The sequence below is a fragment of the Cedecea sp. Ae19-4 genome, from assembly GCF_059801165.1.
On record NZ_JBCHWG010000004.1, the window covers coordinates 269,650 to 284,638 of the forward strand.

Genomic DNA, 14,989 nt, shown 5'->3' on the forward strand with positions numbered 1-14,989 from the left:
TTATGCCAGAAGGCGTAATGCTATTTTTCTTTCAACGCTACCGGAGATGACATGGAACCCGATCCCAGTCCTCACCCTGAAGTAACAGGAATTTTCCGGTAAGCCACAGGTTAACGCCCGCTGCCTTACCGGTTTTGTAAGGCAGTGACGACCGCTCTCTTTTACGTCCCTGCTTGTTGATGCTCTCCTGCCTGATGCAGCTTTGTTGCGCCTGCAGGAAACTTAGGTACCGCTCAAGACGGTGCTAAGGACGTTTATGCAATTCAAAAACCTCACACGCCAGCTGATGTCCCAGCTGAGCCGCCATCTGCCGCGCCGCCTGGTGCAGCGCGATCCTATGCCTGACGGGAAAGTGGTGGCGAAGGCCGCCGATATTCCGGCGACGCTGACCCAGGCCTGCCTGAAATATGCCGCCGCCAGCGAAGAGCAGCTCTACGTTGAGTTTGGCAGCCACCCGGAAGGGCTGGACGCTCGCGAAGTCGAAAAGGCGCGTGAAACCCACGGTCTGAACCAGATCCCGGCGCAGCAGCCCGCGCCGTGGTTTGTGCATCTCTGGGTTTGTTACCGCAACCCGTTCAACCTGCTGCTGACGGCGCTGGGGATTTTCTCCTACGCAACGGAAGATGATCTGTTTGGCGCCAGCGTCATCGCGCTGATGGTGGTCATTTCCACGCTGCTTAACTTCATCCAGGAAACCCGCTCCACCCGCGCGGCGGATGCGCTGAAGGCGATGGTTAGCAACACTGCGACCGTGCTGCGTGTGATCAACGAACAGGGTGAATATGCTTATGTCGAAGTTCCGCTGGACCAACTGGTGCCGGGGGATATCGTTAAGCTTGCCGCAGGTGACATGATCCCGGCGGATCTGCGCGTGATTCAGGCGCGTGACCTGTTTGTTGGCCAGGCGTCGCTGACCGGGGAATCTCTGCCGGTCGAGAAAGTTGCCGTCAGCCGCCAACATGACCAGCACAACCCGCTGGAGTGCGACAACCTCTGCTTTATGGGCACCAACGTGGTCAGCGGCACCGCGCTGGCGATGATTATCGCCACCGGCGGCAACACCTGGTTCGGCCAGCTTGCCGGACGTGTCACCCAGCAGGAAAGCGAACCTAACGCCTTCCAGCGGGGTATCAGCCGCGTAAGCTGGCTGCTGATCCGCTTTATGCTGGTGATGGTGCCGGTGGTCCTGCTGATTAACGGCTTCACCAAGGGCGACTGGTGGGAAGCGGCGCTGTTCTCGCTCTCCGTTGCCGTCGGCCTGACGCCGGAAATGCTGCCTATGATTGTGACCTCCACGCTGGCGCGCGGGGCGGTCAAACTGTCGAAGCAAAAAGTCATTGTGAAACACCTGGATGCTATCCAGAACTTTGGCGCGATGGACATCCTGTGTACCGATAAAACCGGCACCCTGACCCAGGACCGCATCGTGCTGGAAACCCACACCGATATCTTCGGTGAGCAAAGCGATCGCGTGCTGCATACCGCCTGGCTGAACAGCCACTATCAAACCGGCCTGAAAAATCTGCTCGACGTGGCGGTACTGGAAGGCGTCGATGCCGATCACGCCCGCACGGCGGTTGCCCGCTGGCACAAAATAGATGAAATTCCTTTCGACTTTGACCGTCGCCGCATGTCGGTTGTGGTCTCCGAGCAGGCCGACGTGCATCAGCTTATCTGTAAAGGCGCGCTGCAGGAGATCCTCAACGTCTGTACCCACGTGCGCCACGGGGACGAAATTGTGCCGCTCAGTGAAGGGATGCTGGCGCGCATTCGCAGCGTAACCGACTCGCTAAACAGCCAGGGTCTGCGCGTGGTTGCCGTTGCCACCAAATTCCTGCCAGCCCGCAGCGCAGACTACAGCCGTGTGGATGAGTCCGACCTGATCCTCGAAGGCTACATTGCCTTCCTCGATCCGCCGAAAGAAACCACCGCTCCGGCGTTAAAAGCGCTGAAAGCCAGCGGCATCGCGGTGAAAATCCTGACCGGCGACAGCGAACTGGTCGCGGCGAAAGTATGCCGTGAAGTCGGTCTGGAAGTCGGCGACCTGATTATCGGCAGCGACATCGAAGAGATGAGCGATGACGAACTGGCGCGCGTGGCGCTGCAAACCACGCTGTTTGCCCGCCTGACGCCGATGCACAAAGAGCGTATCGTTCGCCTGCTGCGCGGTGAAGGCCATGTGGTTGGGTTTATGGGCGACGGCATCAACGATGCTCCAGCGTTACGTGCGGCGGATATCGGTATTTCCGTTGACGGCGCGGTGGACATCGCCCGTGAAGCTGCCGACATCATCCTGCTGGAAAAAAGCCTGATGGTGCTGGAAGAGGGCGTGATTGAAGGCCGTCGTACCTTCGCCAACATGCTCAAGTACATCAAAATGACCGCCAGCTCCAACTTCGGCAACGTCTTCAGCGTGCTGGTGGCCAGTGCCTTCCTGCCGTTCCTGCCGATGCTGCCGATCCACTTACTGATTCAGAACCTGATGTACGATGTCTCGCAGGTCGCGATCCCGTTTGATAACGTCGATGATGAGCAAATCAAGCAGCCGCAGCGCTGGAATCCGGCCGACCTGGGCCGCTTTATGGTGTTCTTCGGGCCGCTCAGCTCCATCTTCGATATCGTGACCTTCGGCGTGATGTGGTGGATTTTCAAAGCCAATTCCCCGGAAGCGCAAACGCTGTTCCAGTCCGGCTGGTTCGTGGAAGGCCTGCTGTCGCAGACGCTGATTGTGCACATGATCCGTACCCGTCGCATTCCGTTCCTGCAAAGCCGTCCGGCCTGGCCGCTGATGGTGATGACGCTGCTGGTGATGGCGCTCGGGATTGCGCTGCCGTTCTCCCCGCTGGCGGAGTATCTCCACCTGCAGGCGCTGCCGCTGAGCTACTTCCCGCTGCTGGTGATCATCCTGGCAGGCTACATGATGCTGACTCAGGCGGTAAAAGGTTTCTATAGCCGCCGTTACGGCTGGCAGTAATCCAAATATTGACGAGATGTGATCCACGTCTCGCCACCGCCTTGCTGAAAAATCCTTCACGTGATAACAGATTGTTTTTGCTGTTTTCTGGCCCGTCACGTGAAAGGATTATCCATGTTCAAATCGCTTCGTTTCAGCCTGCTGGCCGCAGGTATCGCCGTTGCCTGCCAGGCGCAGGCCGCTCCCGCAGGGGATCTCCCGCTAATGCCCTGGCCGCAGCAGGTCGAACTCCCGGCCACGCAGGGCAGCCTGGCGCTGACTAACGCCGTGTCTATTGCCATTAGTGGCGACAAGCTCGAGGGGGCTATTGACCGCTGGCGGCAGCGTATCAGCCTGCAAACCGGCTGGCAGCTTCAGCCTGCGGCTACACAGCCGGCCAAACCTACGATTGCTATTCAAATTAAACAAGTCGTTGATCCACTGCCTAAAGCTGACAGCGACGAAAGTTATGCCTTAAGCGTGACGGCGGACGGCGTGAAGCTCACCGCTAACACGCGATTTGGGGCAATGCGCGGCATGGAGACCTTGCTGCAGCTGATTCAAAATGGCCCGCAAAACACGTCGATTCCTTATGTCGAAATCAAAGATGTCCCGCGTTTCCCGTGGCGCGGGCTGCTGCTTGATTCGGCTCGCCACTTTATGCCGGTGAACGACATTCTCCGTCAGCTGGACGGGATGGCCGCCGCCAAGCTGAACGTCTTCCACTGGCACCTGACGGACGATCAGGGCTGGCGCTTTGCGTCGACGCATTATCCAAAGCTGCAGCAGCTGGCGAGCGACGGGCAGTTCTACACTCAGGCGCAAATGAAACAGGTGGTACGCTATGCCACCTCGCTGGGCATTCGCGTGGTGCCGGAAATCGACCTGCCGGGCCACGGTTCCGCGCTGGCTGTCGCTTACCCGGAGCTGATGAGCGCGCCGGGGCCTTACCAAATGGAGCGCAACTGGGGCGTCCTGAAGCCGCTGCTAAACCCGGCAAACGAAGCGGCCTACAAATTTGTTGATACGCTGATTGGCGAAGTTACAGCCATTTTCCCGGACAGTTACCTGCATATCGGCGGGGATGAGGTGGATGACACCCAGTGGAAAGAAAACGCCGCCATCCAGCAATTTATGAGGCAGCACAACCTGGCGGACTCTCACGCGCTGCAAACGTACTTCAACCAGCGGCTGGAGAAGATCCTCGAGAAACATAAGCGCCAGATGATGGGCTGGGATGAGATTTATCACCCGGATCTGCCGAAGAACATTTTGATCCAGTCCTGGCAGGGGCAGGATTCGCTGGGGGCGATTGCGGCCAACGGCTACAAAGGCATTCTGTCCACGGGCTTTTACCTCGATCAGCCGCAGTCCACCGCCTACCATTACCGCAATGAAGTCCTGCCGGTTGGGCTAAACGGGGTGGATCACATCCGCGAGGCCGACAGCGCACAGAGCTGGTTCTTCAGCATGCCTCGCCTGAAAGGCAGTGCGGTAGAAGGCAGTTTTACGCTGGTGAAAAGTGACGGCGGCTGGCGCGGATTTATCGACTTCAAGGGCAAATCCCGCCGTGCAGTTCATGACGTAAAATGGCTGAACCCAACTCAGGTAACCTTTACGGTAGACACCTGGATGGGGGAAACGCGCCCGGTAGTCACGCTGGAAAACGACAAGCTTAACGGCTACTTCCTGGTGGGCAACGTGCGCTATCCGGCGATCGGGCAGAAGCTCGAGGGCATCCCGGATGGCAAACAGCCTGTGGTCCCAACCGAAGCGCAGATGAGCAATATCCTCGGCGGCGAAGCGGCGCTGTGGGCGGAAAACGTGATCTCCCCGCTGCTGGATATCAAGCTCTGGCCGCGGACTTTTGCCGTAGCCGAGCGGCTGTGGTCGGCTAAAGACGTCACAGACGTGGACAATATGTACCAGCGTATGCAGGCCATTGATGCCTGGTCCACGGTCTCCGTTGGCCTGCGTCAGCATACCGAGTCCGTTACGCAGCTCACTCGCCTCGCCGGTACACCGGAGATCATGCCTCTGCAAATCCTCGCCCAGGCCATTGAGCCGGCGCAGTACTACACGCGCCAGCATCTGAAATTCCAGGCCGGGAATTACAACCACTTTGAGCCGCTGAACCGCTTTGCCGATGCGCTTGGGGCAGAAAGTGGGCAGGTCAGGGCGATTAACGGTTGGGTGGACAAACTGATTGCCGACAGGGAAGACGGGAACAGTGCGGAAGCGTTGCGCCATATCTTCACTCGCTGGCAGAACAACACCCCGGACGTATTGGCGCTGATCGACGGCAACTACGTGCTAAAACCGCTCAAGCCGGTTGCTGAAGACGTGGACAAGCTCGCCGGGCTGGGCTTAAGGCTGACGGATTTGGTGGCGAAGCAAGGTTCGCTCAGCGATGACGAGCTGAAAGCCATTCAGGCTCAGCTGGATGCTGCGGCGCAGACTCGTGATGAAGTGGTGATTGCGGCGGTGTATCCGCTGGAAAAACTGTTGCGGGCTGCCGTGAAGTAAGCAAAGAAATGGCCCCGTGAAAGCGGGGCCAGAAGCAAAGCGCGGCGGCGAACTAGCGACGAACGGCGATAGCTTCGATTTCGATTTTTACGTCTTTCGGCAGACGAGCCACTTCAACGCAGGAGCGAGCCGGGAAGGTCGCATTATGTTCATTGAAGAAAGCTTCGTAGGTGGCGTTCACGGTCGCGAAATCATTCAGATCTTTCACAAACACCGTGGTTTTCACGATGTCGCCCACTTTCAGGCCCGCGGACTCAACGATAGCCTTCACGTTTTCCAGGGACTGACGAGCCTGAGCGGCTACATCTTCCGGCACTTCGCCGGTTTTTGGGTTAACCGGGATCTGCCCGGAAGTGATGATCATGCTCCCGAGATCGACACCCTGAACATAAGGACCGATAGCGGCCGGTGCATTTTCCGTGCTAAGCGTACGTGACATACTTTCTCCTTAGTATTGGATATAAACTCCGCCCATTATAGGGACGGGAAATTGCTTGTCATTAGTGGTCGTTAATCTACCAGAACCACGTGGCGAGCGAACTCTTTCTCGCAATACTTGCACTTCAGGCTGATATCGTCGGCGCGCTGCTTCACGGCGAACGAAGAAGCCACCGGCTCGTTGTGGCTGATGCAGTTGGTGTTCGGGCACAGCAGCACTTTCTCGATGCGATCCGGCAGGCTTGGGGTGCTTTTGCCCACCACTTCGTATTCGTCGATGCGGTTCACCGTGGCGTGCGGAGCGTACAGCGCCAGCTGATTCACCTGCTCGTCGGTCAGGAAAGTATTTTCAATTTTGATCAGATCTTTGCGGCCCAGCTCACGGGACGGCAAATTCAGGCCGATGGTAATACGCTGGTCGGTTTCGGTCAGTTGGAACAGGGTCAGCAGCTTAAAGCCAACCTGAGCCGGAATGTGGTCGATAACGGTGCCGCGCTTGATGGCTTCAACCTGTAATTTATTATCGTGCGTCATCTTCTTGTCCTCTCACTTAAACCAGTTCGCGATTCAACACCAGCGCCAGCAGCGCCTGGCGAGCAAAAATACCGTTCCCGGCCTGCTGGAAGTACCAGGCATGCGGCGTGCTGTCTACGTCGGTGGTGATCTCATCCACGCGCGGCAGCGGGTGCAGCACCTTCATGTTGCCGCGTGCGCCGGCCAGGTCGGCGGCGCGCAGGATAAACTGCGCCTTAACGTTGGCGTACTCAGACGGATCCAGACGCTCTTTCTGCACGCGGGTCATATACAGAATGTCCAGCTCGCCCACCACTTCGTCGATAGACTCGTGGCGGCTCCAGGCAATGCCTTTTTCATCCAGCATGTCGAGAATGTACTGCGGCATCGCCAGGGCAGTTGGCGCGATGAAATAGAAGCGGTTGCCGTTGAACTTCGCCAGCGCCTGGGCCAGCGAATGCACGGTGCGGCCATATTTCAGGTCGCCGACCATGGCGATATTCAGGTTCTCCAGGCGGCCCTGAGTTTCCTGAATGGTGAATAAATCCAGCAGGGTTTGGGTCGGGTGCTGGTTCGCGCCGTCACCGGCGTTCAGCACCGGGATCTCACCGGAAAACTCGGTGGCCAGGCGAGCCGCGCCTTCCTGCGGGTGGCGCATCACAATGGCGTCCACGTAGGTACTGATGACGGAGATGGTATCCGCCAGCGTCTCACCTTTCTTGCCCAGCGAAGTGTTGCTGCTGTCGGAGAAACCCACCACGGACGCGCCCAGACGGTGAATGGAGGTTTCAAACGAGAGGCGGGTTCGGGTCGACGCTTCAAAGAAGCAACTGGCGATAACTTTGTGCTTCAGCAACTCCGGCTGTGGATTAGCTTTTAGCTTTGCCGCGGTTGCCAGCACCAGTTCAAGTTCTTCACGACTGAGATCATTGATGGAAATGATGTGTTTTTTATAGAGCGGGTTAGTCATGCTTCTCTCCTGTTCTCGGGCCGACGGGCAAAAAAAAGGCCCCTCAACGAGGGGCCTTAGCAATTTGGGAATTTAGACATTCGACGGTGCAACGGGAAGAAAAACGCCCTGCCGCGTCTGCTTTCAGACGTCGAGCTGCGACATTTTTTTGAACACAGTAAACCATGCTTCCTCCCGGCAAATTGTGGCGCATTATACGCGCGTGAGTGTTCTCTGCAAGCGCTAAAATCACACTTTTTCAGGGGCGCTGCAATCGGTTGCGGTGCATTCAGGCCTGTCCCAGCATACGCATGATGCGGCGATGCACCAGCGGCGTTTTTTGCACTTCACGCGGCGCAATCCAGACCACGCTGCTGCCGGCGACCACGCCCAAAATCTCTGCGATGGCGTGATGATCGAGAATTTTTGCTATCGCTTTGCCGTAACCTGACACCGTATGCACCATGACAAATTCGCTGTTGTGCTCAACGCTTAACACCATTTCGGCCACCGAACGCGCCGCGTTGGGCTGGGGCAAAGTCTGCGGGCTAAGAGCATAGATTTTTTGCCCTTTGGCATTGCGCAATTTGATAACGCCCAGCAGCTTGAGCAGGCGGGAGACGGTGGACTGACTGATGGCTTCGAAGCCGTGCTGTTTCAGGTCATGGCGCAGTTGCTCCTGGGAGTGATAACTCTTGTGGCTGATGAGCTGTTGGCACAGTTCAAGCTGGCGCTGCTCTTTCTCGAACGAGAGGCGGGATGTCCTCATGATCTCTATACACTCCTGTGATGGCCGGTGCGTTTTCATTGCACGGTGGATGAACGTAATTTATTGATAGAAATGATTTTTATTAATTTTATCTTTTTAAAATGTTGCCAATGGATGGAGGTGAAGCGTTTAACGCCACAATCGTGGCGTTAATGGCGTCAGGCTATCTGTAAATTTCCACTTATGACCAGTTTTAATGTCCATGCGGCCAGAGCCAGAATGGCCACGGCGATCGCCAGTTCATAGCTTTTCAGCAGCGGCTGACCCTGGGTTTTTTTCTGCCACAGGAACACCAGAATGCCCGGCGTGAATAACAGCGAGCTCAGCAACATCGAATCGCCTGCGGCGTAGCAAAGCCAGAAGCCGTAAGCCGTGGCAATCAGGCCAAGCACGATGCCGCCGGTTCGTGATTCCCCCTGTCCATAGCGCTCCCCGGTCCAGGCCAGCTTCAGCCCGTAGGCTGCGCTGAACAGGTACGGAGGTAAAATGGCCGCCGTGGCAATGGAGAATAGCGCCTGGTAGCCGGCGGCGTAGAACAGGGTAAGGATCAGGAAGAGCTGAATTAAGCCATTGGTGATCCACAGTGAAAACGAAGGTGAATGACGGGCGTTCTCTTTGGCGAAAATTTTAGGGAAAATGCCGTCAATTGCCGCGACACGCGGTAATTCTGCGGCAAACAGCGTCCAAGCCAGCAGCGCGCCGGCTACGGACAGAATCACGCCTCCGGCAACGAACTTCGCTCCCCATGCCCCGACCACGCTTTCCAGCACGCCGGCCATCGACGGATTCTTCAGCCCGGCCAGGCTCGCCTGATCGAGGATCCCCATCGACAGCACGCTGACCAGCACGTAAATCGCCAGCGCGCCCAGCAGACCAATGACCGTTGCCTTACCGATATCTTCACGTTTTGCGGCCCGGGCAGAAACAACGGTTGCCCCTTCAATGCCGATAAACACCCAGGTAGTTACCAGCATGGTGTTTTTAACCTGGTCGAAAATTTCCGGGCGAGATCCTTCGACCAGCATCATGCGGCCCCAGAAATCCGCCGTGAACACGCCAATCCGAAAGGCAATCAGCACCGCGACAATAAAGACCAGCAGAATGATGACCTTGACCACGGTGAGGATGGTGTTGATGTAGGCGGCTTCTCGCACCCCGCGAAGTACCAGGGCATGAACTAACCAAAGCACGATGGAGGCGCCGATAATCGACGGCAGGTTATTCCCGTCGCCAAACACCGGAATGAAAAAGCTCATGGCGCTGAACAGCAGCACCGCGTAAGAGACGTTCCCGAGCCAGGCGGAGAACCAGTAGCCCCAGGCGGACTGAAAGCCAATAAAGTCGCCAAACCCGGCCCGGGCATAGCTGTAAACGCCGCCGTCAAGATCCGGGCAGCGAGCGCTGAGATTCTGATAAATAAACGCCAGGCAAAGCATGCCGACGCCGGTAATGGCCCAGCCGATCAGCAATGCGCCGGGGGACGCTACCGAAGCAAAGTTTTGCGGCAGGCTGAAAACGCCCCCGCCAATCATGGAGCCTATAACCAGCGCCACCAGCGCGCTGAGTCCGAGTTTTCTTTCACTGCTTGTGGAGGTGTCTGCGGCACCTTCATGAGTAACATCGGCCATTTCCTTTTCTCCCGCTGCGCGAAGCAGCACAAGGGCAATACGGGCAGCGAGGGGGTCCCACTGCCCGACAGCGTTACGCGCCGAGCGTGGCGACCATCACGGCTTTAATGGTATGCATGCGGTTTTCGGCTTCGTCGAAGACAATGGAGTGTGCTGACTCAAAGACTTCCTCGGTCACTTCCAGCCCCTTCAGGCCGTAGGTTTCTTCGATCTCTTTGCCGACTTTGGTGTGTTCGTTATGGAAGGCAGGCAGGCAATGCATGAACTTGACGTTCGGGTTGCAGGTCGCATTAAGAACGCTCTGGTTAATCTGGTAGGGCGTCATGATACTTACGCGTTCAGCCCAGGCTTCTTTAGGCTCGCCCATCGAAACCCAAACGTCCGTGTAGAGGAAATCCACGCCCGCAACGCCTTCTTCCACGCTGTCCGTCAGCATGATGCGGCCGCCGGTTTCTTTGGCGATGGCGCGGCATTGCTCGACCAGCGCCGCTTCAGGCCAGAAGGCTTTCGGCGCGACAAGACGAATATCCATGCCCATTTTGGCTGCGCCCACCATCAGGGAATTGCCCATGTTGTTACGGGCATCGCCGAGATAAGCGAAGGAGAGATCCTGCAGTTTTTTACCCGGAGCGTGCTCCAGCATGGTCATCAGGTCGGCGAGGATCTGGGTCGGGTGAAATTCATTGGTTAGCCCGTTCCACACCGGCACGCCAGCGTATTCCCCCAGCTCTTCGACAATGTCCTGGCCATAACCGCGGTATTCAATCCCGTCGTACATCCGCCCCAGCACGCGAGCGGTATCTTTCATGGATTCTTTATGGCCGATTTGCGAGCCGCTTGGCCCCAGATAGGTCACCAGCGCGCCCTGATCAAACGCGCCAACCTCAAAGGCGCAGCGGGTACGGGTGGAGGTTTTCTCGAAAATCAGCGCGATGTTTTTACCGCATAGCGTTTTTTTCTCTGTTCCGGCCTGTTTGGCGGCCTTCAGTTCACGAGCCAGGTCGATGAGGTACTGAATTTCTGCCGGTTTGAAGTCGAGGAGTTTCAGGAAATTACGGTTTTTTAGGTTGATAGTCATTTTCGTTATCCTTTGAATGAGAAGTTTTTTTACCCTCACCCCGGCCCTCTCCCTGGAAGGGAGAGGGGGGAAATGCTGGTGATTCTGTTTCGTTTCCTGTCCCCTCTCCCCAAGGGGAGGAGGAAGTGCAGGCGGCTCGGTTTTATCCCCTCTCCCCCTGGGGAGAGGGTTAGGGTGAGGGGGCTTTCACGGCTCCCGAATTAACGTGCCTTTCTCCCCGGCCAGAATTGCCGGGCCATCCTCCAGCGCACCTATCCCGGCGATACCGTGGCAACTGGCGACAAAGTGACTGCAGGCGGACACTTTTGGCCCCATCGAGCCTGCATCGAAGCTCATGCTTTCAAGCTCGGCTGGCGTCACGCTGGTGAGCGGGCGCTGCGCTGGCGTGCCCCAGTTGAGATAAACGGCGTCTGCGTCAGTGAGGATCAGCAGGGCGTCGGCCTCTATCTGGCGAGCCAGCAATGCGGCGGAAAGATCCTTATCAATGACGGCTTCAATCCCGTGGTAGCCATCGGCTTTCTCCACCACCGGCACGCCGCCGCCGCCGTTACAAATAACCAGGTGGTCACGCTGGATTAGCGCCGTAATGGCATCGCTCTCGACGATGCGTTTAGGCAGCGGGGACGGCACCACGCGGCGGAAATACTGGCCATCGGCTTTTACCGACCAGCCTTTGTCACGTACCAGCGCATCCGCCTGCTCCTTGCTGTACACCGGGCCGATGTACTTGGTCGGATTGCTAAAGGCCGGATCCTGCGGATCCACTTCAACCTGAGTCAGCAGCACGCTGACTTCGCGGTCAGGCAGATGATTTTTCAGCGCCTGCTGCAGCATGTAGCCGATCATTCCCTGGCTCTCAGCGCCGAGAACGTCCAGCGGATAAGGACTTACGTTTTGGTAGGCGCTGTTTTGCAGGGCCAGCAGGCCGACCTGCGGACCGTTGCCGTGCACCAGCACCACGCGCCAGGCGTGGGTGAGCTGGGCGATAGTTTTTGCCGCCAGCTCAATATTTTTACGCTGCAGGTCGGCTTCCAGCGGTTCACCACGCTTCAGCAGGGCATTCCCGCCGAGCGCGACTACGAGAGTGGGTTTCTGTTGCATATGCTTTCCTCCCTTAAATCCCGTCGCGTTCCAGCGGGCAACTCATGCAACGCGCGCCGCCACGTCCGCGGCCCAGTTCATCGCCTGGAATAGGCAGGACGGTGATCCCGGCTTTGTCGTATTTCTCGTTGGTCCAGATATTGCGTTCGTAGCCGATGACCACGCCGGGGCGAACGGTCAGCACGTTGTTGGCGTCGTTCCACTGTTCGCGCTCGGCTTCAAAAGCATCGCCGCCGGTGGTGATGAGCTTGACCTGATCGATACCCAGCGCTTTTTCGATGGCGTTCACCAGGCTGGTTTCCTGCTGGCGTTTGATGCCGCCGTGGCCGTCAGGGGTTAACGTCCAGCACTGCACGTCTTTGCGGACGACTTCCGGGTAAACGGAGAAGGTGTCGAGATCGAGATGAGTCATGACGGTATCGAGGTGCATACAGGAGCGGTGCTTCGGTAGCTCGACGGCAATCACGCGTGTTGCCTGTTGATGCCTGAATAATGATTCAGCGAGGAACTCAATGCCCTGAGGGGTGGTTCGTTCGGACATGCCAATTAATACCGCACCCCGGCCAATCACTAATACGTCACCGCCTTCCAGCGTGGCATGATCGTAATTAATATTTTCGTCGCCGTAATACTTAATGAATTTCCCGTCGGTGAATGCCGGATGCCAGCGATAAATGGCCCTTAAGTTATTTGTTTCGCGCTGGCGAGCGGCTTTTGCCATTGGGTTAATAGAGACGCCGTTATAAATCCAGCAGGAAGTATCTCGGGTGAATAAATGGTTGGGGAGCGGCTTCATAATAAAGTCTGTTGTGGCATGAATATCCACGACCATATTTTTAATGTGTGTCGGAATTTCCCCATAGGTCAGCCCGCCAGAAAGGCGACGGGCGAGTTCGCGATGTGGCATATCAGCCAGCCAGCCGCGAACGTCCGAGGCGAATGCCGGCCCGAGCCGATAGTCTGAAATCTGGGTGTTCAGCAGCCAGGCCTTGGCATCGCTGACGTCCAGCGTTTGCGTCAGCAGGTCGGTTAGCAGCAGAACTTCCACGCCCTGGCCGCGCAGCGTATTGGCAAAAACGTCGTGCTCTTCACCGGCGCGCTCAACGGAAAGCACATCGTCAAATAACAATTCCTGACAGTTTGAAGGGGTAAGTCTTTTCAGGCTGAGGTTTGGGCGATGCAGCATCACGCTGCGTAGTTGACCTATTTCGGAGCCGACATAATGTTTGTCCATGACTATTCCTTTGCATTAATTCGGAGATAGACGTGCCATTGGCGCAATGAATATTGCGTCGCGATTTTATTAACCTGTAAAGTTTTCTTCGAGGCGTATATTAATTTCTTCACAACCATTTAATGTGAGATTTATCACGCGCTCAAGGTGGTTTTTATTTGTTTTGTTATTAATTGATGGCTGTCAGAGAACGGTGATTTAACTGAGGTTGATGAATGCATAATTATACGATAAATCGTTTTTAATTATTTTGGTGTGTTAAAAATATGTAAGTTTATTCCTAAGGGTGAATGTCGCAATGTATTGATTATCATTGATTTTTATTTTCTGTTTGCATGATTATTCATTATGGAATCTGTTTAATGCCGTGAAGATAAGTTCACGGAAAAATAGTTATTTTTATTTTGCTATTAATGCAGTGCATGCAAACTGTGAGCGCAGCGGATTTATTCTTTTTATCTTAATGAAAACAGACTGTTGTGTGGGGCATAAAAAGAGAGGGAGATGAGGTTATGTCCTTTTAGTGCATAAAAAATGCTGGGCGTGCATCAGACGCGCAACATTTTTAGTAATAACCAGGCGGGAGAAAAGAAAACCCCTCGGGCGGAAAGCCGCCGAGGGGCCAGGAGAAGCCCTGGGAGCGAAGAAACTAGTTTGCCAGCGTGGCGACCATCACGGCCTTGATGGTGTGCATCCGGTTCTCAGCCTGGTCGAACACCACGCTGTGGGAGGATTCAAAAACTTCATCGGTGACTTCCATGCCGCCGTGCAGATCGAACTCCAGCGCCATTTGTTTACCCAGCGTGGTTTGATCGTCGTGAAACGCCGGCAGGCAGTGCAGGAATTTGACCTGCGGGTTGCCGGTTAACGCCAGCATGGCGCTGTTGACCTGATAAGGGCGCAGCAGGGTGATTCGCTCGGCCCACTTCTCTTTGGCTTCGCCCATCGACACCCAGACGTCGGTATAGATGAAATCCGCCCCTTTAACGCCCGCGGCAACGTCTTCGGTTAACGTGATTTTTCCGCCAGTCTTTTCGGCCATGGCTTTGCATTCGGCGACCAGCTTTTCATCCGGCCAGCAGGCTTTAGGCGCCACCAGGCGCAAATCTAGCCCGGTCAGCGCGGCAGCTTCCAGCATGGAGTTCCCCATGTTGTTGCGCGCGTCCCCGGCGTACACCAGCGTCATCTCATTCAGGTTTTTGCCCGGCAGGTGTTCCTGCATGGTGAGCAAATCCGCCAGCAGCTGGGTCGGGTGATATTCGTTGGTCAGGCCGTTCCACACCGGTACGCCCGCATAGCTGGCAAGGGTTTCGACGATATCCTGGCCGTAGCCGCGGTACTGGATGCCGTCATAAATGCGCCCCAGCACGCGAGCGGTATCTTTAATTGATTCTTTATGCCCGATCTGACTGCCGCTTGGGCCGAGATAAGTGACGCGGGCGCCCTGGTCGTAAGCGGCAACTTCGAAAGAGCAACGAGTACGAGTCGAATCTTTTTCGAAGATGAGCGCAATGTTTTTACCAGTAAGGTGCTGAATCTCTGTTCCTTTTTTCTTGTCACTTTTCAGCTTGGCGGACAGGGTCAGCAATTCGTTCAGTTGAGCAGGGGTAAAATCGAGCAGCTTAAGAAAGTTTTTCTGATAGAAGTGACTCATTTTTTCCTCGCAGGGTGCAAGCTTTAATTGAATTAAAATTCAATTTATATGTATGAATATTCAATTGCAACCCCGTGTGTTAAAACTTTGCGGTGAAAGGTGGAGGCAAACCCCGGCGTGTGTGAAAATGAGAGTATCTGCCGACA

11 protein-coding genes are annotated in these 14,989 nt (G+C 56.0%); 2 read left to right on the plus strand and 9 right to left on the minus strand.

Features of this window, described 5'->3' with window-relative positions; genetic code table 11:
• Positions 1–256: 256 nt before the first annotated feature.
• Together mgtA and AAIE02_RS22470 are read left to right on the plus strand one after the other, a co-directional pair.
• Positions 257–2,974 carry a magnesium-translocating P-type ATPase gene (gene mgtA, locus AAIE02_RS22465; protein ID WP_166995046.1) on the plus strand — a complete coding sequence of 906 codons (2,718 nt, stop codon included), beginning with the start codon at positions 257–259 and terminating at the stop codon, positions 2,972–2,974.
• Positions 2,975–3,088: 114 nt separating this feature from the next.
• Entirely contained in the window at positions 3,089–5,479 is a 2,391-nt protein-coding gene (locus AAIE02_RS22470) for a beta-N-acetylhexosaminidase (protein ID WP_498533273.1), read from the plus strand.
• 52 nt (positions 5,480–5,531) lie between these two features.
• Here AAIE02_RS22470 and ridA read toward each other — a convergent pair whose 3' ends face one another.
• The 9 genes from ridA to argF (AAIE02_RS22515) all read right to left on the minus strand — a co-directional run bounded on the left by ridA (position 5,532) and on the right by argF (AAIE02_RS22515) (position 14,843).
• Positions 5,532–5,918 (minus strand): 2-iminobutanoate/2-iminopropanoate deaminase, encoded by a 387-nt coding sequence (gene ridA / locus AAIE02_RS22475; RefSeq protein WP_008454721.1) that lies wholly within the window; start codon positions 5,916–5,918, stop codon positions 5,532–5,534.
• Between the two features lie 71 nt (positions 5,919–5,989).
• Positions 5,990–6,451, minus strand: a complete 462-nt coding sequence (gene pyrI, locus AAIE02_RS22480) for an aspartate carbamoyltransferase regulatory subunit (protein WP_008454720.1) — start codon at positions 6,449–6,451, stop codon at positions 5,990–5,992.
• 16 nt (positions 6,452–6,467) lie between these two features.
• Positions 6,468–7,400 carry an aspartate carbamoyltransferase gene (gene pyrB / locus AAIE02_RS22485; protein WP_166995050.1) on the minus strand — a complete coding sequence of 311 codons (933 nt, stop codon included), beginning with the start codon at positions 7,398–7,400 and terminating at the stop codon, positions 6,468–6,470.
• A gap of 268 nt (positions 7,401–7,668) precedes the next feature.
• Entirely contained in the window at positions 7,669–8,148 is a 480-nt protein-coding gene (locus AAIE02_RS22490) for an arginine repressor (RefSeq protein ID WP_008454718.1), read from the minus strand.
• Positions 8,149–8,306: 158 nt separating this feature from the next.
• Positions 8,307–9,776, minus strand: a complete 1,470-nt coding sequence (gene arcD / locus AAIE02_RS22495; RefSeq protein ID WP_008454716.1) for an arginine-ornithine antiporter — start codon at positions 9,774–9,776, stop codon at positions 8,307–8,309.
• 73 nt (positions 9,777–9,849) lie between these two features.
• On the minus strand, positions 9,850–10,854 hold the full coding sequence (argF, locus tag AAIE02_RS22500) for an ornithine carbamoyltransferase (protein WP_498533274.1): 1,005 nt from the start codon (positions 10,852–10,854) through the stop codon (positions 9,850–9,852).
• Positions 10,855–11,040: 186 nt separating this feature from the next.
• Positions 11,041–11,955, minus strand: a complete 915-nt coding sequence (locus AAIE02_RS22505) for a carbamate kinase (protein WP_166877851.1) — start codon at positions 11,953–11,955, stop codon at positions 11,041–11,043.
• A 13-nt stretch (positions 11,956–11,968) separates the two neighbouring features.
• On the minus strand, positions 11,969–13,189 hold the full coding sequence (gene arcA / locus AAIE02_RS22510; protein ID WP_008460769.1) for an arginine deiminase: 1,221 nt from the start codon (positions 13,187–13,189) through the stop codon (positions 11,969–11,971).
• Positions 13,190–13,838: 649 nt separating this feature from the next.
• Positions 13,839–14,843, minus strand: coding sequence for an ornithine carbamoyltransferase (gene argF, locus AAIE02_RS22515; RefSeq protein WP_166995068.1), 1,005 nt, complete (start codon positions 14,841–14,843; stop codon positions 13,839–13,841).
• Positions 14,844–14,989 lie beyond the last annotated feature (146 nt).